Source organism: Streptomyces tatrensis (assembly GCF_049310065.1).
Taxonomy (GTDB): domain Bacteria; phylum Actinomycetota; class Actinomycetes; order Streptomycetales; family Streptomycetaceae; genus Streptomyces.
On record NZ_JBMDLB010000011.1, the window covers coordinates 657089 to 679737 of the forward strand.

The 22649-nt window shown below is 73.0% G+C and carries 15 protein-coding genes; 6 read left to right on the forward strand and 9 right to left on the reverse strand.

All coding sequences use genetic code 11. The features are described 5' to 3' along the window. Window positions 1-67: 67 nt before the first annotated feature. Window positions 68-949 (reverse strand): DUF4436 family protein, encoded by an 882-nt coding sequence (locus ACODT5_RS18600; RefSeq protein WP_422520426.1) that lies wholly within the window; start codon window positions 947-949, stop codon window positions 68-70. Further along, window positions 946-2109, reverse strand: a complete 1164-nt coding sequence (locus ACODT5_RS18605; RefSeq protein ID WP_422520427.1) for an agmatine deiminase family protein — start codon at window positions 2107-2109, stop codon at window positions 946-948. Before ACODT5_RS18605 ends, ACODT5_RS18600 begins: the two co-directional genes overlap by 4 nt. A gap of 266 nt (window positions 2110-2375) precedes the next feature. On the opposite strand from ACODT5_RS18605, the gene ACODT5_RS18610 reads away from it, so the two are divergent. Beyond that, the gene (locus ACODT5_RS18610) at window positions 2376-4103 is read left to right on the forward strand and encodes a serine/threonine-protein kinase (protein WP_422520428.1); all 1728 of its coding nucleotides are present in this window, start codon (window positions 2376-2378) and stop codon (window positions 4101-4103) included. Between the two features lie 48 nt (window positions 4104-4151). On the opposite strand, the gene ACODT5_RS18615 is transcribed toward ACODT5_RS18610, so the two are convergent. Next, window positions 4152-7736 carry a S8 family serine peptidase gene (locus tag ACODT5_RS18615; RefSeq protein WP_422520429.1) on the reverse strand — a complete coding sequence of 1195 codons (3585 nt, stop codon included), beginning with the start codon at window positions 7734-7736 and terminating at the stop codon, window positions 4152-4154. A gap of 175 nt (window positions 7737-7911) precedes the next feature. Here ACODT5_RS18615 and ACODT5_RS18620 point away from each other — a divergent pair, with 175 nt between their 5' ends. Next, window positions 7912-9396, forward strand: coding sequence for an MFS transporter (locus tag ACODT5_RS18620; RefSeq protein ID WP_422520430.1), 1485 nt, complete (start codon window positions 7912-7914; stop codon window positions 9394-9396). A 27-nt stretch (window positions 9397-9423) separates the two neighbouring features. On the opposite strand, the gene ACODT5_RS18625 is transcribed toward ACODT5_RS18620, so the two are convergent. Beyond that, on the reverse strand, window positions 9424-11544 hold the full coding sequence (locus ACODT5_RS18625; RefSeq protein ID WP_422520431.1) for a glycosyl hydrolase family 28-related protein: 2121 nt from the start codon (window positions 11542-11544) through the stop codon (window positions 9424-9426). A gap of 137 nt (window positions 11545-11681) precedes the next feature. On the opposite strand from ACODT5_RS18625, the gene ACODT5_RS18630 reads away from it, so the two are divergent. Continuing rightward, entirely contained in the window at window positions 11682-12338 is a 657-nt protein-coding gene (locus ACODT5_RS18630; protein WP_422520432.1) for a DUF6629 family protein, read from the forward strand. 449 nt (window positions 12339-12787) lie between these two features. After that, window positions 12788-14443, forward strand: coding sequence for a GMC oxidoreductase (locus tag ACODT5_RS18635; RefSeq protein ID WP_422520433.1), 1656 nt, complete (start codon window positions 12788-12790; stop codon window positions 14441-14443). Window positions 14444-14531: 88 nt separating this feature from the next. On the opposite strand, the gene ACODT5_RS18640 is transcribed toward ACODT5_RS18635, so the two are convergent. The 5 genes from ACODT5_RS18640 to ACODT5_RS18660 all read right to left on the reverse strand — a co-directional run bounded on the left by ACODT5_RS18640 (window position 14532) and on the right by ACODT5_RS18660 (window position 18635). Continuing rightward, window positions 14532-15011, reverse strand: a complete 480-nt coding sequence (locus ACODT5_RS18640) for a carboxymuconolactone decarboxylase family protein (protein ID WP_422520434.1) — start codon at window positions 15009-15011, stop codon at window positions 14532-14534. Continuing rightward, window positions 15008-16090, reverse strand: coding sequence for an NAD(P)H-dependent amine dehydrogenase family protein (locus tag ACODT5_RS18645; protein WP_422520435.1), 1083 nt, complete (start codon window positions 16088-16090; stop codon window positions 15008-15010). The genes ACODT5_RS18640 and ACODT5_RS18645 overlap by 4 nt, the downstream gene beginning before the upstream one ends. Window positions 16091-16154: 64 nt before the next feature. Further along, window positions 16155-16310 (reverse strand): DUF6126 family protein, encoded by a 156-nt coding sequence (locus tag ACODT5_RS18650; RefSeq protein ID WP_422520436.1) that lies wholly within the window; start codon window positions 16308-16310, stop codon window positions 16155-16157. 17 nt (window positions 16311-16327) lie between these two features. After that, window positions 16328-17023 (reverse strand): helix-turn-helix domain-containing protein, encoded by a 696-nt coding sequence (locus ACODT5_RS18655; RefSeq protein ID WP_422520437.1) that lies wholly within the window; start codon window positions 17021-17023, stop codon window positions 16328-16330. Window positions 17024-17084: 61 nt separating this feature from the next. Further along, complete coding sequence (locus tag ACODT5_RS18660; protein WP_422520438.1) at window positions 17085-18635, reverse strand: ATP-dependent DNA ligase; 1551 nt, start codon at window positions 18633-18635, stop codon at window positions 17085-17087. A 358-nt stretch (window positions 18636-18993) separates the two neighbouring features. Here ACODT5_RS18660 and ACODT5_RS18665 point away from each other — a divergent pair, with 358 nt between their 5' ends. Both ACODT5_RS18665 and ACODT5_RS18670 read left to right on the forward strand, forming a co-directional pair. After that, window positions 18994-21711, forward strand: coding sequence for an alpha/beta fold hydrolase (locus ACODT5_RS18665; protein WP_422520439.1), 2718 nt, complete (start codon window positions 18994-18996; stop codon window positions 21709-21711). Beyond that, window positions 21708-22640, forward strand: a complete 933-nt coding sequence (locus ACODT5_RS18670; protein WP_422520440.1) for an ABC transporter permease — start codon at window positions 21708-21710, stop codon at window positions 22638-22640. Before ACODT5_RS18665 ends, ACODT5_RS18670 begins: the two co-directional genes overlap by 4 nt. Window positions 22641-22649: the final 9 nt, after the last annotated feature.

Genomic DNA, 22649 nt, shown 5'->3' on the forward strand with positions numbered 1-22649 from the left:
TACGACCCGTATGGCCCGTACGGCCCGTACGGCGCCCGGCCCCGCCGGCAGCGGGCCCGACTCCGCTTCAGGCCCCGTCCGCCGCGGGCTCCGCGCGGGACTCGGCTCTGATCCCCATGACCACGACGGTGATCAGGCAGAACGCGATGAGGATCTCCGCCCACAGGAAGGCGAGGTAGTCGAGGAGGCAGCCGATCGGCGGTGTGCCCGGAGCGGTGCCGCGGAAGGCCGCCAGGGCGAACAGCGTGGCGGCCATCCAGCCGAGGGCGGGCCAGGTGAGGCCCTTGCGGCGGGTGACGAGGTACCACCCGCCGATCAGGACGGACACGGCGAGCGCCCACATCGCGATCATCATGAACACCGCGAACACGAGCACGCTGTTGGAACGGGCCAGCCCGACGTCGAGGACGGCCTCGCCGTCACTCGCCGTCGAGTCCTCCACGGTGGACGAGAAGAGCACGTCGTTGTTGGAGAACAGGACCCGCACCGGGACCTCCTCCTGGCCCACCACGGCCGCGAATCCGATGTCCGCCTCGTAGCCGTCGAACGGGTAGTCCGTGATGGAGCCGCCCGTCAGGGCCACCGCCACGTCCCGGCCGGCGATGCGCTGGTGGGCCTTGAAGGTCAGGTCGTCGCGGGTGGCCGCCGACGTCTGGAGGGTGAGGTCGCCGACAGGTGCGACCCCGCCGGCCTCGGCCAGTGCCCCCTTGGGCGTGACCATGACCCGAAGCACCAGTTCGCGCCCGGCGGCGTCGACCCGCTGGATCGTCGCCTCGATGTCCACCCGGTCGGCGTCGGCCCGGCCCGCGGTGTGGACGGTGTCCTGGGCCTGGCGTTCGCCGAACTGGAGCCAGGCCCCCACGCCGACCGCCGCCACGATCGCGAGCAGGAGCAGCGCCGGCAGCAGCGGGAAGCGCCGCCCGGACGGGCGACGCCGCAATGCGCTCACGCGGCGGGCTTGCCGGGCTGGTCGTGGGTCGAGCAGTGGATGCCGCCGCCGCCCGAGGCGATCGTGTCGATCGCGACGGGGACGATGTCCCGCTTGGGGAAGTGCTCCTGCAGGATGCCGCGGGCCCGGTCGTCGGCCTGGCGGTCCCCGAACTTCGGCATGAACACGGAGTCGTTGGCGATGTAGAAGTTGGCGTAGGTCGACACGAAGTCGTCTCCCTCCCCCGTGATCTTGTCCAGGTCGGGCTGCGGCAGGTCGATGATCTCGAACTTCCGGCCCCGGGCGTCCGTCGCCTTCGAGAGGACCGACTTCGCCTGGTCGGCGGAGCGGGACCAGGAGTCCTTCGGGGTGTTCGGGTGGGCGCGGTCCAGCAGGACGACACCGGGCGCGGCGAACCGTACGAGGCTGTCCACGTGGGCGTCGGTGATGTCCTCGCCGCGTACGCCGGCCAGCCAGACCACCGTCTCGACGCCCAGGGTCTGCTTGAGCTCGGCCTCGATGGTGTCCCGGCTCTTGCCGCGGTTGCGGTTGTCGTTGACGATCGAGCTCTCGGTGATCAGCAGGGTGCCCTCGCCGTCGGCCTCGAAGGAGCCGCCCTCGGCCACCAGCGGGGCCTTCACCCGGGGGATCCCGTACTTCTGGAGCAGCAGGCGTCCGACCTGGCCGTCGTTCTTGTGCTCCTGCTTGTTGCCCCAGCCGTTGAAGTTGAAGTCGACGCCGATGACCTTGCCCTCCTCCTCGACGAAGACGGGGACGGTGTCACGGGCCCACAGGTCGTCCACGGCCAGCGGGATCACCTCCACCTCGGAGCCGCAGGCCCGCTGCGCCACGGCCACCTGCTCGGGCCGGGCCATCATGACGACGGCCTCGTACTCCCCGACGGCCCGGGCGATCCGCGCGATGTCCTCGCGCACGTAGCGCAGGTCTTCCATCCAGACCGCGTCCAGCGCGGGCCAGGCCATGAAGGTGCGGGTGTGGCTCTCCCATTCGGCGCCGAGCCGGCGCTCGGGGCCGGCCGGGGAGGGCTGGGCGGTGCCGGGGGCGGCGTTGGAGCGCGGGGCGCTCTGCGAGGGGCCGCAGGCGGCGGCCCCGAAGGCGAGGGCGCCGAGCCCGGCGAAGGTACGGAGGGCGGTCCGGCGCGTGGGCGGCAGGTGGGACACGGGGGGGAACTCCGATCGAGGACTGGCGGGACGACTGTGTCCGGCCAGGACGGGCGCGGGAGGTACGGCACGGGCCTACGGTCCCGGGCCCCTGAGACAAGGGTGCGCCCTCCGTCCGCGAAGGGCCGTGACGCGGGGCGGGTGGTGCGGGCACGTGTCGCCCACTCTGGCACTGACTGAAAATTCAGTCAATTCATGGCACGATGCGTGCAGGCCCCTGCCGCATCGCGGGGCATCTCGCCCCGCATCGTTGAAAGAGCCACCGCATGTCCGAACAGCACTCCGGCCCACAGCCGGCCCGTACGGCACTGTCCGCGGACGATCCCCAGGAGATCGGCGGCTACCGCCTGCACGCCCGGCTCGGCTCCGGCGGCATGGGCGTGGTCTACCTGGCCCACACGCCCGGCGGCCGCCCCATCGCCCTCAAGGCCGTCCGCAGGGAGCTCGCCGCCGATCCCGAGTTCCGCCGGCGGTTCGCCCAGGAGGTGGCCAGCGCCCGCCGGATCCACGGCCTGTTCACCGCCCAGGTGATCGACTCCGGGGTCGAGGACCCCACGCCGTGGCTCGCCACCGCGTACGTGCCCGGTCCCTCGCTGCACGAGGTCGTACGGCGCCACGGGCCGCTGCCGGTCCACACGGTCCTGCTGCTCCTCGCGGGCATAGCCGAGGCGCTCCAGGCCATCCACGGGGCGGGCGTGGTCCACCGCGACCTGAAGCCGGCCAACGTGCTGCTCGCGGCGGACGGCCCCCGGGTGATCGACTTCGGGATCGCGCGCGCGGCGGACGCCGCCGCGCTCACCGGTACGGGTCTGCGGATCGGCACCGCGGCGTTCATGGCGCCCGAGCAGGCGCTCGGCCGTACCTCGACGCCGGCGACCGACGTCTTCGCGCTCGGGACGCTGGCCGCGTACGTGGCGGGCGGGACCGCGCCCTTCGGGGACGGGCCGGAGTCCAGCGCCCTGTACCGGGTCGTCCACGAGCATCCCGACCTCCGCAGGGTGCCGCACGAGCTGTACGACCTCGTCTCGTGGTGCCTCGCGAAGCAGCCCGAGGACCGTCCTCAGCCGGCCGACGTGATCGCCTCCGTGCGGGCGCACCCCCTGGTGTGCGGGCGGCCGGAGTTCACCGACGGCTGGTTGCCCAGACCGGTCCGGGAGGAGTTCGGGGGCGGAGGCGACACCGCTCGGCCGCCCGCCCCGGCGCCGTTCCAGGCCACTCGGACGGCCACGGCACTTCCGGGCCCGGCGGGCGTCGCCCCGGCCGGTCCCGGACCGGGCGCCCCGGGACCGGCGTTCCCCGGACTGGGTACGGGTTCCGGAGCCTGGCCCGACGCACCGGCGCCGGCCCTCGTCCCGGCACCGGCCCCCGTCCCCGTCCCCGGGCAGGGCCGCCGCAGGCCGGGCCGCGGGCCGGACCGCGGGCGGCGGTTCCCGCTCCTGCCGACCCTCATGGTGACCGGCACTCTGCTGGCCGTCGCCGGAGCCGTGTACTACCTGGACGTCCCCACGGGCGAGGCCCCGAGCACCGGCGGCAACCCCGCCACCGGCCCCACGGCATCCGCATCCGCATCCGCATCCCCCAGAGCCAGTAGCGCGCCCGGTCCCACCCCGGCCGACCCGGCCGCCGCGTACGTGCCCGGCTATACGAAGGCCGAGCTCACCGCCCCCGACTCCGCTTACGAGTTCGACCTGCAGGCCGGGAAGGTGGTGCCCGCGGAGACGGCCGCCTGGTACCTGGCGCGCGACGGCCGGTCCCTGGTCCCCTCCGAGGAGTCGGACTCCTTCGTGTCCGACTCCGGGGAGCTGACGGTGGCCGCCTGCCTGCACGGCATCGAGACCCGGCCGGCCGCCGTGCTGCCCTTCGCCGCGCTCGCGCAGGCCCGGCCGTTCTGCGTGCGCAGCCCTGACCGGACCGAGATCGCGATCGTGAGGCTGGTCGAGGCCCCGGACGACGACTCCACGACGATCCTGGTGGACCAGTACCGCCGGAACTGAAGGGCGGGGCGCCCGCAGACGCCCCGCCCGTTCGCGCTGCCGCCCGGGTCAGCTCTTGTCCGGGCGGTCCGTCACGCGCAGGGAGTTCAGCAGGGGTTTGCCGAAGCCGGTGTGGGTGACGAAGCGGACGTTCAGGGTGCCGTCGGTGACCGTGACCGTGTAGGTGCGGGTCAGGGCCGTGTACGTGCCCGCCTCCAGGGAGATGTCCAGGGAGGGCAGTACCTGCGTGCCCTCCGCCAGGACGTCGAAGACGCGCTTGTTCGGCTTCGTGGAGGAGAGCTCCGCGAAGCCCAGTTCCACGGTGTAGGTGCCGTTGGGGACGGCGTCGAAGCGGTATTCGTACATGCCCTCACGGGCGTTGCGGAAGAGCTTCTGGTCGGCCGTGCCCGCGATCGTGCGGCTGGTGGACTGGGCCGAGCCGTTGCCCTGGTAACCGTACGAGCCCGTCGTGTACTTGCGGTCCGGGGACCAGCCGTCGCCCAGCGAGTCCGTGCTCGCGCCCGTGGCGCCGGCGTCCAGGGCGACCTGGTAGCGCGGGACGACGAGCGTGACGGGGACGGTGAGCACCGGGGTCCGGCCGCTGGCCGAGGTGATCTTCAGGTCGGCCGTGAGGACGGTGCCGGGGGTCAGGCCCGTGGTGTCCACGGACAGGGTGAGCGGGGCCTTCCCGCCCGTCGGGAGGTCCCCCGAGGCCGGGGTCGCCGTCAGCCAGGCCGCGTCCTCGGTGGCCGTGAAGGCCGTGCCGAGACCGGGGTTGGTGAGGTCGAGGGTCCGCGTCCGCTTCTGGCCGGGCGGCAGGACGATCTCCACCGCCGGCTTCGCCGGGGTCACCCTGCCGGTGCGCAGGGACCGGGTCACCTGGGTGACGTCGGCCGCCTTGACGTCCACGGTGGCGGCCGCCGGCTCGTACTGGGCGGCGGTCAGCGCGAGTTCCCGCGCTCCCGACGGGCTCTGGACCACGTACCCGCCGTCCGCCGCCGTGGTGGCGGAGACCGCGGCGGCGCCCGTGCCGACGGTCACGGTGGCTCCGGCGATCCCGTTGCCGTCGTTCGCGTCGAGCACCCGGCCCGCCACCACGCCGCTCTTGGTGGTGCGGAAGGAGACGGACAGGCCGTCCGTGATCACGGGCGTGTTGAAGGAGTACCGGTAGGCGTCGGTGCCGGTGGCGTTCTCCACGCCGACCGTGGCGGTGGAGCCGCCCTTGATGCCGCTGCCGCCGGTCCCCTGGTAGGAGTACCGGACGGTGCCGTCCTCGCCGATGGCCGCCGAGAAGGAGAACTTCTCGGACTGCGCCGACCAGTGGGACACCTCGCGCCACTCGATGACGTACCTGCGGTGCGGCGCGGTGCCGGTGACCGACGTGAAGACTCCGGAGCCGCTGCCGGCGGCGCCGACGACCAGGTCGTCCCAGAAGGGGTACAGCGCCGCGTTGGGCGTGGCCGTGCTCGGGATGTCCCCGTTGACGTCACCGGTGTTGTTGCCGCCGAGGCTGACGGTGCCGTTGGTGCCGATCCAGGCCTGCCCGTACGTCTTGCCGTACAGCGGCAGCGGGAAGGGCAGGTCGACGCGCTCGGTGGTGTTGTCGCCGGTCAGCGCGAGCCGCCGGTCGCCCGGCTGGTACGGGCTGCCGGTCGAGGCGGCGCAGGCGTAGCCGTAGCCGTCGGTGCGTTCGGGCAGGTTCACCGCGACGCTGGTGTCCCCGGCGACGGTGACCGCGGCCGCGCCGGCGGTGAGGCAGCGGGAGGAGTGGGTGGCGTTCACGGTGTAGGTGCCGTGCGGCAGGGTGGCCTCGAAGCGGCCCTGGGCGTCGGTGGTCGCGGTCACCGGGGTGTCCGCGACGGTCACCGCGGCGCCGGCGACCGGGCCCGCGACCGAGGCCACGGTGCCGGTGAGCTTCCCGGAGGCCGCCTGGACGAGGTCGATGTCGCCGGTGGCGGTGGCGTCCTCGGTCACCGCCACGGTCGCGCCCTGCTGCCCGTAGCCGAACTTCGAGGCGGTGAGCGCGTACGAGCCCACGGACAGGGTGGCGAAGCGGTACGTGCCGTCGGCCGCGGTGGTCGTCGTACGGTCGATGGGGCCGTCGGCGGCGACCTTCACCCCGGCGACGGGCTGCCCGCCGGAGCGGACGGTGCCGGCGAGCGCGCCGAGGGCTCCGCGCGGCGCGGAGGTGACGGCGGCGAGCGCGTCGAGCTTGCCCTCGCCGAAGACGTTGTTGTCGGCGGCGGTGCCGCCGCACTGGGCGCTGTCGGTGTCCAGGGCGGTGCCGTCCAGCAGTGCCTCGGTCTGCGCGATGTCGCCTTCGAGGGCGGGCGCGGCCGACCAGAGCAAGGCCACGGCCGCCGCGGTGTGCGGGGAGGCCATGGAGGTGCCGGAGAAGGACTCGTACGCGCCGCCGGGCACGGAGGAGCGCACGTTCACGCCGGGGGCCGCGATGTTCGGCTTGACGATCCCGCCGGGGCCGGCGCCGCGCGAGGAGAAGGAGGCGATGGCGCCGTTGATGTCGAAGGCACCGGAGCTGTAGGAGCTCTGGTAGTCGCCGGGCGACCCGCTGGTGGCGCAGCCGGGTCCGGAGTTGCCGTTGGAGAAGGCCGGGAAGATGCCGGCGGCCCGCCAGGTGTCGACGATCTCCTGGTACCAGGTGTCGCCGCCGGGGCCGCCCCAGGAGTTGTTGACGACGTGCGGGGCCAGGTCGGGGCGCGGGTTCTGGCCGTTCAGATCCGTCGGGGCGACGATCCACTGGCCCGCGGCGAGGAGCGAGGCCTCGGAGCAGGAGTTGCTCTCGCAGCCCTTGGCCGCGATCCACTTGGCTCCCGGGGCGACGCCGATCTTGTTGGCGCCGCCGTCGTCGCCGACCATCGTGCCCATGGTGTGGGTGCCGTGGTCGTTGTTGTCGCAGGGGGCGGCCGTGGCGCAGACGCCCGCCGGGTCGAACCAGTTGTAGTTGTGGTCGTAGGACCCGTCCGCGGCCCGGCCGCGGTACTGGCCCGCCACGGCCGGGTGGGTGTGGTCGACGCCGCTGTCGATGTTGGCGACGACGATGCCCTCGCCGCGCACGCCGAGCTGGTCCCAGACCTGCGGTGCCTTGATCCGGTCGATGTTCCACTCGACGGCGTCGGCCGCCGTCTTCTCCCGGGTGCCTTCCGCGGGCTCGGGGAGGGCGACCTGGTCGTCCGCGTCGATCCGGGACACCTCGGGGCGCTGGGCCAGGGCGCCGGCGAGCTTCTCGGTGCCGACGACGCGCAGCGCGTTGACGATCCAGTACGAGGTGTACTCGGCCTTCACGCCGTCCAGGGCCTTGATCACTTCGACTTGGCTGCGCGCGGCGTGGTCCTTCTTCAGGCGCAGAACCGTTTCCGCTTTCGCGGTGCGGGTCTGCTGATCGCGCGCGGCGGTGAGGTCGGCCGCGCTGTCGAGGTAGACCCAGAAGACCGCCTTGGCGGAACCGTCGAGCTGGGCCCGGAGACCCGGCTCGATCTTGCGCTCGGCCGCGCCCGGGGTGGGGGCCGGATCGGGGGCGGCCGCGGCCACGCCCGCGCCGAGCGGCAGGAGCAGGGCCGCGGTGAGGGCGGCGAGCCCGGTGCGCAGGGGTCGTAATCGCGAGCGGGGGGTTCGTCGGGTGTCGCTTCGTGCCACGTGTGGTCTCCTCGTACGCCGTGTGCAGGTCGTGCGGAAAGGGTGTGCGTGACGTGCGCGGGCCATGGTGCGGGAGATGTCATGACCCGTACAAGGGTGCCTATTGAGCCGTAGCGCCAGGCGGGCCGCCACCGGCCGGGTGGCCGTTCCGGGCCGCGCGGGCCAGCCTGGGGGAATGACCGATCCCGTCCCGTCGCCCTCCCCCGGCGTGCGGCTCGGTACCGCGCAGGGCCGGTGGATCGTACTGACCACCGTGCTCGGCTCCGCCATGGCGCTGCTCGACTCCACCGTGGTCAATGTGGCCCTGCCCGCCATCGGGCGGGATCTCGGCGCCGATCTGGCGGTGCTCCAGTGGACGGTCAACGCCTACCTGCTGACCCTCGCGGGCCTGATCCTGGTCGGCGGGGCCCTCGGGGACCGGTTCGGGCGGCGCCGGATCTTCGTGCTCGGGGTGGTGTGGTTCGCGGTCGGCTCCCTGCTGTGCGGGATCGCGCCGAACGCCGGGGTGCTCATCGCCGCCCGCGCCCTGCAGGGCATCGGCGGGGCGCTGCTGACGCCCGGTTCCCTCGCGCTGATCCAGGGTTCGATCCATCCCGACGACCGGGCGCGCGCGGTGGGCCTGTGGTCGGGGTTCGGCGGGGTGGGCGCCGCCGTGGGGCCGTTCCTGGGCGGCTGGCTGGTGGACGGGCCGGGCTGGCGCTGGGTGTTCCTGCTGAACGTGCCGGTGGCCGCGCTCTGCGTCCCGGTCGCACTGCGGCACGTACCGGAATCGCGGGATCCGGTGGCGCACGGGCGGTTCGACGTGGCCGGGGCCGTCCTCGGCGCGGCCTCGCTCGCACTGTTGACCTACGCGCTCATCGAGGCCCGGTCGGGCGCCGCGCTCGTGGTGGGCGCCGCCGTGGGCGGCGTGCTGCTGGCCGGGGTCTTCGTGGTGGTCGAGCGGCGGCGGGCCGACCCGATGGTGCCCCCGGACATCTTCTCCTCGCGCCTGTTCACCGCCGTCAACCTGGTCACCCTGTGCGTGTACGCGGCCTTCGGCGGCTTCTTCTTCCTCGTGGTGCTCCAGCTCCAGGTGGTGTCCGGTTACTCCGCCCTCGGCGCCGGGGCCGCCCTGCTGCCCACCACGGCCCTGATGCTGCTGCTGTCGGCCCGCTCCGCGCAGCTCGGGGAGCGGATCGGCCCGCGGATCCCGCTGACCGTGGGTCCGCTGCTGTGCGCGGCGGGGATGCTGCTGATGCTGCGGGTGGGTCCGGGGGCCCCGTACGTACGGGACGTGCTGCCGGCGCTGCTCGTGATGGGCCTGGGCATGGCGGCCCTGGTGGCTCCGCTGACGGCGACCGTCCTGTCCTCCGTGGACCCCGGCCGGGCGGGCCTGGCCAGCGGCATCAACAACGCCGCCGCGCGCGCCGCCGGGCTCCTCGCGGTGGCCGCGCTGCCGCTGCTGGCCGGGATGGGGCCGGACGCGTACCTCTCGCCCGGCGCCTTCGACGCGGCCTTCGGGCGGGCGATGCTCTGGTGCGCGGGGATCCTGGCGGTCGGAGCCGCCGTGGCCTGGGCGACCGTACGCTCCCCCGCGCCCGGGGCCTGTCACCCGCAGTGCCGTACCAACTGCGCGGTGACCGCTCCGCCGCTCGAACCCCCGGGAGCGGCGGAGCGGTAGCCTCTCAGAGGTCACCGGGCCGGGCGCTCACCAGGGGCTCGGCGCCGGCGGGGCGACGACCGGCGGGCGGTCGTCGCAGGTGATGGTGTTGGGCAGTTCCCAGCCGGCGAACCACGGGCCGGTCGTGCCGCCGCCGTCGTTGCCGCCGCGGTCGGCGAGGCTGAACTCCGAGCCGGTGGCGGGGAAGTTGAAGGAGCCGCAGTTGTTGACGCCGACGGCCCCGACGCCGCGTGCGTCGACGTTCTCGAAGCTCGCCGAGCCGGCCACCCGGGCGCTGACCACCGAGGTGCCGGTGCCGTCGACCCGGATGTCCTTGAAGTGGACGTTCTCGATGCGGACCTTGTCCTTCACCGGCCAGTCGCTGACCAGCATGATCGCGTTGTAGGTGTTGTCGAGGAAGGAGTTGCCGGTGACCTGGATGTCGGCCTGGTCGATGTTGCGGTCCAGGGCGTAGAACCAGATCGCGCCGAGCCCGATGTTCCAGTTCAGTTCGTAGGTACCGGAGCGGACGGTGGTGTTGCCTTCGACGCGCAGGCTGCCGGTGAAGGGTTCGGCGCCGAAGCGGGAGCCGACGTGCAGGGCGCTGCCCTCGCGGACCGGGTCGGCCACGAGGTTGGCGGAGACGGTGGTGTCGGCCCCGCCGTAGATCGCGATGCCGTTGGCCAGGGTGGGGCTCTGCACCGTGTTGTGGTCGAAGGTGTTGCGGGCGTTCGTGGTCTTCTCGGCCCACATCGCGAGGCCGTCGTCGCCCGTGTTGCGGACGAAGTTGTCCTGGACGAGGGAGTCGGTGACCCCGGTGTGGAAGTTCAGGCCGTCGGCGATCTGGTCGGTGATGACGTTGCGGGTGACCTTCACGTTGCTCATCGGGCCGTCGAACCAGAGGCCGACCTTGGTGTGGTGGATGTGGAGGGAGTCGATGGTGGAGTCGCTCATCGCGCCGCCGACCCCGTTGACCTGGTCGGTGTCCACGCGTTCGCGGACGTCGCCCTCGATGGCGAAGCGGGAGAGGTGGACACCCCGGCTGCCGCCGTCGGCGGCCTCCTTGCCGTAGAAGCCGACGCCCTTGCCCTTGACGGTGGTGTACCAGCTGCCGGCGCCGGTGATGGTGACCCCGTCCACGATGATGTGACGGTTGACCTGATAGGTGCCCGGCGGCAGGTAGACCGGGAGCCGGTGGCGCTTGGCGAAGGCGATGGCCCGGTCGATGGCGTCCGCGGAGTCCCTGCGGCCCGTCGGGTCGGCGCCGAAGAGAAGGGCGTTGGCGGCGGCCGCCTCCACGTGCGGGGCGCCGACGCGCTGCGAGTCGAGCAGGTCGATGACCGTCCAGGCGGCGGGGCTCCCGGCCGGGACCGTGAGCCTGATCGTGTCGCCCGCCCGGTAGGTGCGGCCCAGGAGCAGGCGCTGCTCGTCGTACATGTGGGTGGGGCGGAACGGCTTGGCGATGACCGGGGCCGGGGTGGTGGCCGCCGGGACGCAGGCGCACTCGGTGATCCACCAGTCGGGGTGCAGGAGGTCGGCCTGCGGGTCGTTGCTGAAGGGGTACTGGTTGTACAGCCAGGAGTACTGCGAGGTCAGCGTCATGGAGCGGCGGTTCTTGCCGTTCACGGTGACGTCGAGCGGGGCGGTGATGCCGCCGCCGGCCGGGGCGTCGGGGAGGCTGTAGCGCACGGTGATCGCGTCGGCCGCCGCGGGCAGGGTGAACTCCACGTACTGGCCCGGCACCAGCCGGACCGCCTTGCGGCCGGAGGCTTCGGCGGGCAGCGAGTAAGCGGTGCGGTCGGGGCCGATGAGCGTGCCGGTGGTGACGGCGTTCTCCGCCTCCTGCTCGGCGAAGTCCACCCGGGCGCCGCGGCCCTCGGCCAGTGCGGGGTCGAGGGCGGCCCGGGTGACGGCCGTGGGCGCCGCGGGGTCCGAGGCGGCGGGGCGGGCCGCGGCCGGGCCCGCGCCCAGGGCGCCGAGGCCGAGGGCGGACACGGTGAGCGCCGCCAGGAAGGCGGCGGCCCGCGTGGGGGCGGCTCTTCTCCTGGCGACGCCGCCTGCGACTGCGACTGCGACCACGACTTCGGCATCGGCTACGACTTCGGCGACGGCTTCGGCCACGGCTTCGGGCGCTCTTGCGGCGGGGCTTGCGGCTCTTCTTGGGGGCATGGCCCGGACAGTAGGACCACACGCGCAAACACAGCAAGAGTCGTGCAGGATCCTTCTGCATCTTGTCGGATTCTTCCATCGATCCGTGGTGTGGCAGACACTCACACCTCGGCCTACCGTGAGATCGGGAGGGCCTCATGTGCTGGAGCGCGACGGCCGATCTGACGGCGGGCACGGTCATCACCGCCGTCGGGATCGCCTGCCTGGTGCGGACCCGGCGCGCCCGCGACCTTCCCGTCGCCGCGCTCCCGCTGATCCTGGGAGCGCACCAGCTGATCGAAGCCGCCGTCTGGAAATCCGGCGGCGGCTGCGGGCCGGCCACCACCGCCTGGGCGGTGATCGCCCTGCCGCTGCTGCCCGTGTGGGTGCCGCTCGGGGTGCTGCTCGCCGCCCCACCCGAGCTCAGGCACCGGCTGCACTGGCCGGCCGCCGCCGGACTCGCCACCGGCGCGTACCTCTCGTACTGCCTGGCGACCCGTCCGGTGAGCGCCGAGGTCCGCGGCCACACCCTCGGATACGGGGTGGACGTCCCCTGGATGCCCCTGGCCCTGGCGGGCTATCTCTTCGCCACCCTCGGCGCCCTGCTCCTGTCGGGGGACCGCCGGCTGCACCTGCTCGGCCTCCTCATGACGGCCGGGGCCCTCGCCTGCGCCGCGCTGTGGAGGCTGGAGTTCGCTTCGACCTGGTGCGCCTTCGCCGCGGCCGCCTCGACGCTGATCCTGGTCTGGACCGGCGACCGCGCGCGTTCCCCTTCTGTACGCGAGGACGCCCGGCGGGGTGCGCCGAACCTGTAACACCGGCCCGGACGCCGAACAGGATCACCCGGCGAAGGTAAAAAGATTCGGGCGCCGCCCACGGGCCCACCTTGCGGTTTGTCGCTTTTCGGCCTCGGCGCCCGCCGGATGCAGCCACGGCGGAGTGGCTGGGTAGGCCGAGATCCCCGCCACCCCGGGGCGGCGAGGCCTCCCGTAACGCGTTCGACTTCTGACGTGGTGGATTCGACCGGACGCGCCCCGCCCGAGGGCGCCCGCCACGGGGCGCTTCCGTCACTCCGGGAGCACCGGCCATCCACAGCGGGTCGTCGTTCCCAGCGTCCGATGGGACCTTCAACTCCCTTCCGCAGGACCCGAATCGGCACGCCCCACGGCCGCCTCCGGCGAAAGATGCCTTGACGTATCTAGTGACTTCGCAAGCACTCGGCAGTAGAACTCGTTCTCATTCCGCCTAGAGTGAGGAAGCTCACATGAGCGACAAAGGCCTGCACAAAACCAACCAGAACGGCGTCTCGCGTCGAGGATTTCTCGGTAGAACGGGTTCCATCCTGGGCGCAATGGCCCTTGCCGGTCAGATCGCCCCGTCTCAGGCCCAGGCCGCCACGGCCGGCGCGGCCGCCGCCGGCCCCATCGACAACGGAGCGCACGTACCGGCCCTCGTGATCGGTACCGGGTATGGCGGTTCCGTCGCCGCCCTGCGGCTCGCCCAGGCCGGCGTCGACGTCCACATGATCGAAATGGGCATGGCCTGGGACACCCCCGGCTCGGACGGCAAGATCTTCTGCAACACGACCACCCCGGACTACCGCGCCTACTGGCTCCGCACCAAGACCAAGGCGCCGCTGAGCAACTTCCTGGGCTTCCCCATCGACAAGGCGGTCCCGCGCTACACCGGCATCCTGGACGCCGAGGAGATGGGCGGGATCATCGTCTACCAGGGCCGCGGCGTCGGTGGCGGTTCGCTGGTCAACGGCGGCATGGCGGTCACCCCGAAGCGCGCGAACTTCGGCGCCGTCCTGCCGACCGTGAACGCGGACGAGATGTACGACACCTACTACCCGCGCGCCAACGCGGGCCTCTGCGTCAGCATGATCGACCCGGCCTGGTTCGAGAGCGTCGACTGCTACCAGTTCTCCCGCGTCGGCCGCAAGCACGCCCAGCGCGCCGGGTTCCCCTTCGTCTTCGTCCCCGACGTGTACGACTGGGACTACATGGAGCAGGAGGCGGCCGGGACCGTCCCCAAGTCCGCCGTCGCGGGCGAGATCCTCTACGGCAACAACGCCGGCAAGAAGTCCCTCCAGCAGACCTACATCGCCCAGGCGAAGGCCACCGGCAAGGTCACCATCTCGCCCCTGCACAAGGTGACTTCGGTCTCCCCGGCCTCCGGCGGCGGGTACACGGTCGTCATCGACCAGATCAACACCACGGGTGACACCGTCGGCACGAAGACCGTCGTCGCGGACAAGGTGTTCTTCGCGGCCGGCAGCGTCGGCACCAGCAAGCTGCTCGTCCGGCTCAAGGCGACGGGCGCCCTGCCCAACCTGAACAACGAGGTCGGCAAGGGCTGGGGCGACAACGGCAACGTCATGTGCGGCCGGGCGAACCACATGTGGGACGCCACCGGCAAGGTGCAGGCCTCCATCCCCTGCGGCGGCATCGACAACTGGGACGCGGGCGGCGCGTTCGCCGAGGTGGCGCCGCTGCCGACCGGCATCGAGACGTACGCCTCGTTCTACCTGTCGATCACGAAGAACCCGAACCGCGCGGAGTTCACGTACAACCCCTCCACCGGCGGGGTCCAGCTGAACTGGCAGACGGCGTGGAAGGCGCCGTCCATCGCCATGGCGAAGACCATCTTCGACAAGATCAACTCGAAGGAGGGGACGATCTACCGGACCGACCTCTTCGGCACCAACAAGATCTGGGGCGACCACCTCACCTACCACCCGCTCGGCGGCGCGGTCCTGGACAAGGCCACCGACAACTACGGCCGTCTGCACGGCTACACCGGCCTGTACGTCATCGACGGCGCGCTGATCCCCGGCAACACCAGCGTCAACCCGTTCGTCACCATCACGGCGCTCGCGGAGCGCAACATCGAGAAGATCATCGCCACCGACCTGTAGGGCGGCGGAGCACGCGAAGTCCGGGGCCGTCGGATTCTCCGACGGCCCCGGACCCGTGTGCCCGCGGCACGCGCTCCGTGCTCCGTGCTCAGTGGCCCGGCAGCACGCAGACGCTGTCGAGGCCGAGCACGTGGTTGAGCCGGCCGAAGGCCAGCCAGGAGCCGATGCTCATCGTCAGTTCCACGATCTCCACCTGGCTGTAGCGGGCCGTCATCCGCTCCCAGAACTCCTCGTCCAGGCCGTGGTGGTCCAGGCAGTACCGCTCCGCGTACTCCGCCGCGAGCCGGGTGCGCTCGTCGAAGGCCCGCGTGGTGCGCCAGTCGGTGACGGCCTCGGGGAACTCGTCCTCGACCTTCTCCCCGTCCCGGTCGGTGCGCCAGTCCAGGCAGAAGATGCAGCCGTTGATCTGCGCGACGCGCAGCCGTGCCGCTTCGAACTCCCGCAGCCCCAGGGTGGTGTGGGCATAGACCGACAGCGAGAAGTTGGCGGCTGCCATCCCGATGCCGGGTACCAGATCGCCCCACACGTACGCGATGGGGTGCTGGCCTTCGGGTACGTCGATCCTCATGACAGTTTCCTTCCGAGTTTGCCGACGGCGGGGCGCAGGGGGACGTCCAGGGCGTCGTAGAGCCCCGGTTCGGCTTCCACCAGCCAGTCGATGGCTCCTACGAGGCGTCCGACGGCGGTGGCGTTGCCGCCGGCGGAGCGGTTCTCGCCCTCGTCGGTGGCCTCGATGGTGACCTCGATGTGCGGACGGCCCTCGATGATCACCCGGTGGGCGCCGTCGCCTCCGTCGGGCGGGGTCGGCCAGTCGGGGGCGCAGGAGGCGTGGATGCGGGTGACGTGCTCGATGACGATGCGGGGTTCGCCCTCGACGATCCCCTGCACCTCGAAGCGGATGGCGCCCTGGGTGCCTCCCCCGAACTCCCCCATCGTGCGCGTGGTGACGGTGGTGTCGAGGGCGCGGCGCTCCACGGTCTCGCGGATGTCGTCGAGTTCGACGCCCAGCGCCCGGGCCATCATCCGTATCTGGCCGCCCCAGACCATGGTCGGGATGGACGGCATGAGCATCATCGGCTCGTAGTCCATGGGCTGGCCCATGCCGATGAGGTAGCGGACGGAGTCCGGCTGGTCGTAGGTGGAGTAGTCGAAGATCTCCTGGCAGCGGATGACGTCGATGCGGGTGCCGAGCCCACTGAGCAGCAGCGGGAGCACGTCGTTGCCCCAGCCGGGGTCGACGCCGGAGGCGAAGAGCGAACCGCCGCCCTCCGCGACCGCGGCGGTCACCGGATCGAGGAACTCCGGTGGTGCGCTGCGGTAGTCGTAGAGCGGATAGAGGGCGGGGCTCACGACGACGGCCCCGGAGCGGATCGCCCGGGTGATGTCGGCGAGCGCGTCGTCGGGGCGGATGTCGCCGGACGCCGCGTAGACGACCGCCTGCGGACGGGCCGCGAGGACCGCCTCGATGTCGTCGGTGGCCACGACGCCCGTCTCGTAGTCGAGTTCGCCGAGCTCACCGGCGTCGCGGCCGACCTTTTCTGGATTGTGGACGATGACGGCGGCCAACTTCAGCGCCGGATGGGCCTCTACGGCACGGATGGCCAAACGGCCGACGTTGCCGGTACCCCAGACAACCGTGGAAATCATGCGCGGAGGGTAGCTTCAGGACCTGTAGGTTCCTAGAGCCGTGTACGGAAATTCCGGCCCGCTGTCACTGGTTTTGCGCACCGAGGACAAAGAGCAAGTACACGAAGAATGCGAACAAATGGCCTACAAACAAGTAGGCGATGAGTCGGATGATGAGACCGCGCGGGAACTTCGACTGCTGTGCCTGCTGCGTGCCCTGCGTGCCCTGCGTGTCGGACATGGCGTACGGCTCCTCGCCTAGCGGTGGTGTGTGGTCGTGCCGGAGCCGGTGCCGGTGCCGCCGCCGAGGCACAGGCCGGCGAGGCTGCTCTGCAGCAGGGTGTGGACGAACAACAGCTCCGCCCCGGCGGCCGAGGCCGCTGCGATCCGGTGCGCGGTGAGCGAGTCGAAGTGGGCGCTGTCCCCGGGCTCCAGCACGTACTCGGTCTCCCCCAGGTGCAGCCGCAGCCGCCCCTGCAGTACGTACAGCCACTCCTCCCCGGGATGTACGCGGACCAGCTCGCCCTGGCTGCGGCCGTGAGGGACGTGCACGCGCAGCGCCTGCATCCCGCGGCCGGAGCCGCCGGCCTGCCAGTAGGTCCAGCCGTCCGCCTCGCGGGCGCCGGGGCCGCCGGCCCGTACGATGGGATCGGCGACGGCCGGGGTCTCCCCGAGCAGCTCCGAGACGGTCGTGCCGTACGTACGGGCGAGCCCGAGCAGCAGCGGCAGCGAGGGCTGGCGGCGGCCGGTCTCCAGTCGCGACAGGTGCGCCGGCGAGAGCCGGGCCCGGGCGGCGGCGGCTTCCAGGGTGAGCCCGGCCCGGCGGCGCAGATCGCGCAGCTGCGGGGCCACGGTGGGCAGCTCGGCTTCGGGGGCGGTGTCGCCGGGGGCGCCGTCGGCGCCGGGTTCCGGGTCGACCGCTTCGCCGGGGCCGGGGGCAGGACCGGTTGTCATGCCCCGATTGAGCCAGATCCTTACCTCTCTGGCAATCCGCGTTGCCTCTGAGGCAAAACCCTCATGCGGCGTCGCCCGGACCGGGCGGGCCGCCGAGCACCGTCTCCACCGTGTCCGCGTCCTGCGCCCGCTTGTCGGGGCGGTGCCGCAGGACGCGCGCGAAGCGCAGGGCGACCCCGGCCGGGTAGCGCGGGGAGCGCTGCAGGCCGTCGTAGGCGATCTCCACCACCAGCTCGGGGCGCACCCTGACCGTGTGGCCGTCGTCCTCGACCGCAAGTTCGCCGAGGCGCTCGGTCTGCCAGCGCAGCATCTCGTCGGTGAGTCCCTTGAAGGTCTTGCCGAGCATCGCGTAGCCGCCGTCGGCGGTCCGGGCGCCCAGGTGCAGATTGGACAGGAGGCCGGTGCGCCGGCCGTGGCCCCGCTCCACGGCGAGCACCACCAGGTCCAGGGTGTGCACCGGTTTCACCTTGAGCCAGTGTTTGCCGCGCCGGCCGGCCGCGTAGGTGGAGTCGAGGGCCTTGACCATCACGCCCTCGTGCCCCCGGCCCAGGGTCCGCGTCCAGAACTCCTCCGCCTCGGCCGCCTGCCCCGCCGGGTCCTCGACCACGAGCCGGCCGACCCGCCACTCCTGCGGCACCAGGGCGGTGAGCTCCGCGTACCGTTCGCGCACCGGCAGGTCGAGGAGCACGCGGTCGCCCGCCGCCAGCACGTCGAAGAAGTAGGGGACGACCGGGAGGGTGCGCCGGGCGGCCCCGACGTCGGTGCGGGAGCCGACCCGGCTCGCCACCTCCTGGAACGGCACCGGCCGCCCGTCCGCCGGGGACCGTCCGATGACCTCCCCGTCGAGGATGAACCGGTCTCCCGGAAAGGACCGCGCCAGCTCGGCCACCTCCGGCAGCCGGTCGGTGATCTCGTCGAGGGAGCGCGTGTACACCCGTACCTCGTCCCCCTCGCGGTGGACCTGCACCCGGATCCCGTCGAGCTTCTCCTCCACGGCGCACGGCCCGAGCGCGGCCAGCGCCTCGGCCACCGACTTGGCGGTGTTCGCCAGCATCGGCTGTACGGGCTGCCCCACGCGCAGGGCGACCCCGCGCAGGGCCTGCGCCCCGTCGGCGAGCACGGCCGCCGCCACCCGGGGCAGGGACCCGTCGAGCATGGCGGCCCGGCGCAGGTCGGCCGCGGGCACCCCGGCCGCGGCGGCCACCCCCTCCAGGGCCACGGCGTCGAGCGCGCCCTGGCGCACTTCCCCGCCGAGCAGGCTGCGCAGGAACCGCTGTTCGGCCGCGGTGGCGGCGCCGAGCAGACCGTCCAGGATCCGGCGGCGCTCGGCCTGGGCGCCGGCCCCGGCCACGGCGGCGAACCGGGTCACGGCCTCGTCTACGGCGGTCACGGTCAGGGTCGGCTCGGCGGCCGGTTCGGTCTCCCCGGCGAGCGCGCGCCAGCCGATCCCCGGGCGGCCCTGCGGGAGCCGCCCGGCCAGGTAGGAGACGACCAGGGCCGCTTCCCCCGCGGGCGCGGCGGCGAACAGCTCCGCGAGCAGGGCCGTCTTCCCCGACCGGGCGGAGGTTTCGGCGACCTCCCGGGACACGCGCGCGACCTCGGCGAGCAGCATGCGGCCATCCTCCCGCCGGACGCCCACCCGCGCAGCCCGGCGCATCCAGCCTCGCCGGCGTTTGAGGCGCTGGGTCCGGGGCGGAGCCCCACGCGGCGGAGCCGCAGAACGCTGCACAGCCGGGAAGGGGCGGGGTGTGGTGGGGAAACAACCGCCCCCCGGCCGGCCCCGCCGGGCTCTCCGACTCCGGGCCCCCGGCCCGGGCCCGGCCCGCCGCACACCACCCCCCGCGCACCACCCACCGCGCCCCGCGTACCGCAGGCGCGGTATGCCGACCGGTGGGCGTAGTCCTTGAGAACGGCTGGAGTTCAGTCTGCGGGAGCGCGGCCACGGGCGGACTGGCGCTTAGGGTTCCCGTATGAAGCTCCGACTGCCCCGGCGCCGCCGAAGCCGCCTGCTCGCGGGCGCCGCCGCGCTAGCCGTCGTCGCGGGGGCGGGCACCCTCACGGCCGCCGCCGCGGCCGGCGACGCCCCGTCCGTGCGCCGCGAGGACAAGGTCCTCGACATGCCCGGCGCCGGGATCGACATCTCGTACTTCACGGCCGGAGACGACGGCGGGCGCAGCCGGCCCGCCGTGCTCCTCGCCCACGGTTTCGGCGGAAGCAAGGAGGACGTGCGGCCGCAGGCCGAGCGCCTCGCCCGCGACGGCTACGCCGTGCTCACCTGGTCGGCCCGCGGCTTCGGCCGCTCCGGCGGAAAGATCGGGCTGAACGACCCCGAGTACGAGGTCAAGGACGTCTCCCGGCTGATCGACTGGATCGCCGCCCGGCCCGGGGTGCGCCTCGACGCGGCCGGAGATCCGCGCGTCGGAGTCGCGGGCGGCTCCTACGGCGGCGCGATCTCGCTGCTCGCGGCCGGGAACGACCCGCGCGTGGACGCCATCGCCCCCTCGATCACCTACTGGAACCTCGCGGACTCCCTGTTCCCCGGCGGCGTCTTCAAGAAGCTGTGGGCGGGCCTCTTCTTCACCACCGGCTCCGCGGGCGGGCTGCAGCCGGGCGCCTCCGCCCAGGGCGCCGCCCCGCAGGCGGCCCCGGCCGCGCCCGGCTGCGGACGCTTCCAGCCGGAACTGTGCGCCATGTACGAACGGGTCGCGGTGGCCGGCAAACCCGACCCGGAGGCCCGCGCGCTGCTGGAGCGGCGCAGCCCCTCGGCGGTCGGCGGCGCCATCAAGGTGCCGACGCTGATCACGCAGGGCCAGGACGACTCCCTCTTCCCGCTGGACCAGGCCGATGCCATGGCCCGGGCGATCGCCGCCAACGGCGCGCCCGTCTCCGTGGACTGGGCGGCCGGCGGTCACGACGGCGGCATGCGCGAGGCGGACCGCGTCGAGGACCGGGTGAAGACCTGGTTCGACCGCTACCTCAAGGACGACGCGTCCGTGGACACCGGCCCCGCCTTCCGCGTCTCGCGCTCCGGCGGCATCGACTCCACCGACGGACAGGTCACGCTGCGCGGAGCGAGCGGCTCCACCTATCCCGGGCTGCTGTCCGGGCCGCGCGAGTTCGCCCTGGCCGGCCGGGAGCAGACCTTCGCCAACCCGGCGGGCGGGGCGCCGCCCGCGCTGTCCGCGCTGCCGGGCATCGGCGGGCAGCTCGCCGCCCTCGGAGGCGGCCTCTCGCTGGACTTCCCCGGGCAGAACGCCCGGTTCGACTCGGAGCCGCTGACCGGGGAGACCCGGATCACCGGGACCCCGACCATCACCCTAAAGGTGAGGTCTACAGCTGCGGACGGTTCGGCCGTCCTGTTCGGCAAGGTGTACGACGTCAGCCCCGACGGGCGCCAGCAGGTACTGCCCAGTCAGCTGGTGGCCCCGGTACGGGTGGAGGGCGCGCAGCAGGACAAGACCGTCGAGCTGCGGCTCCCCGCGATCGACCACGCGGTCGAGGCCGGGCACCGGCTGCGGCTCGTCGTCGCCGCCACCGACCTCGGCTACGCCTCCCCGGCCGCGCCGGCCTCCTACACCGTCTCGGCGCAGGGCCCGCTGGCCGTGCCCGTCGCGGGCGGGGTGCGCACGGCGTCCTCCGGTCTGCCCGCCTGGACCTGGTGGATGCCGCTCGGGGCCGCACTGCTGGCCGCGGGGCTCGTGGGGATCCGGAGGACCGGCCGGGGGCCGGGCGGGATCCGGGCGGGCGCACCGCAGCCCGACCCCGCGCTGGCCGACGTACCACTGGAGATCACGGGGCTGACCAAGCGCTATGCCAAGGCGCAGGACCGCTATGCCGTACGGGACCTGTCCTTCCGGGTGGAGAAGGGCCAGGTGCTCGGCCTGCTCGGGCCCAACGGTGCGGGCAAGACCACGACCCTGCGGATGCTCATGGGCCTGATCAGTCCGGATGCCGGGGAGATCCGGGTCTTCGGGCACCAGGTACGGGCCGGCGCGCCCGTGCTGTCGCGGGTCGGGGCGTTCGTGGAGGGGGCCGGCTTCCTGCCGCACCTGACCGGGCGCGCCAACCTGGAGCTGTACTGGCAGGCCACGGGCCGCCCCGCCGGGGACTCCCACATGGAGGAGGCCCTGGAGATCGCCGGGCTCGGCGACGCGCTGGAGCGGGCGGTGCGCACGTACTCGCAGGGCATGCGCCAGCGCCTCGCGATCGCCCAGGCCATGCTCGGCATGCCGGACCTGCTGATCCTCGACGAACCGACCAACGGTCTGGACCCGCCGCAGATCCGCGAGATGCGCGACGTGATGATCCGGTACGCGGCCGGCGGGCGGACGGTCATCGTCTCCAGCCACCTGCTGTCGGAGGTCGAGCAGTCCTGCACGCACCTGGTGGTCATGGACCGCGGCCGGCTCGTCCAGGCGGGCGAGGTCGCCGAGATCACCGGCGGCGGGGACGTCCTGCTGGTGTCGCTGGCCGAGCCGGTGGACGAGGCGGTCGTCGGGAAGATCGCCGCACTGGAGGGAGTGGAGTCCGTGGCGAGCGCCGAGGACGGTCTGCTCGTACGGCTGGACGGCGCGAGCGCCGCCGAGCTGATCGCCGAACTCGTACGGCTGGAGGTGCCGGTGTCGGGAGTGGGACCGCACCGGCGGCTGGAAGACGCGTTCCTCACCCTGATCGGAGGCGCGGCATGAACACCGTGACGGATGCGAGTGCCAAGCCGAACGCGGACCCGACCTCGAACGGCGACGTGACGCCGGACGGCATCGGCCGCGAGGTCGCCCACGGCTACCGGGCGAACCGGACGCTGCCGCTGCGCGTGGAGGCGCTGCGGCAGTGGCGGCGGCGCCGGACGCTGGTGATGGGCGGGATCCTGGCCGCCCTGCCGTTCATCCTGATGATCGCCTTCGCGGTCGGCGGCGGCCCGGGCAGCCGCGGCGGCGACGACGGCCGGATCACCCTCATCGACACGGCGACGGCCTCGGGCGCGAACTTCGCGGCCACCTGCCTGTTCGTGTCGGCGGGGTTCCTGCTGGTGGTGCCGGTGGCGCTGTTCTGCGGGGACACGGTGGCCTCGGAGGCCAGCTGGTCCTCGCTGCGCTACCTGCTGGCCTCGCCCGTGCCCCGGGCCCGGCTGCTGTGGAGCAAGCTCGTGGTGGCGCTCGGGTTCAGCCTGGCCGCGATGGTCCTGCTGCCGCTCGTGGCGCTCGCCGCGGGTACGGCGGCCTACGGGTGGGGGCCGCTGGAGCTCCCCGCGGGCGGCTCGCTGCCGGCCGGTGACACGCTCGGGCGGCTCGCGATCGCCGTGGCGTTCGTGTTCGTGTCGCAGCTGGTCACGGCCGGACTGGCGTTCTGGCTGTCGACGCGGACGGACGCACCGCTGGGCGCGGTGGGCGGGGCGGTCGGACTGACGATCGTCGGCAACGTGCTGGACGCGGTGACGGCGCTGGGGTCCTGGCGGGAGTTCCTGCCGGCGCACTGGCAGTTCGCATGGGCCGACGCCTTGCAGCCGCAGCTGGAGTGGGGCGGAATGATCAAGGGCACGGTGGTGTCGGTGTCGTACGCGGTCGTGCTGTTCGCGCTCGCGTTCCGCGGGTTCGCCCGCAAGGACATCGTGTCCTGAGGCTCGGTG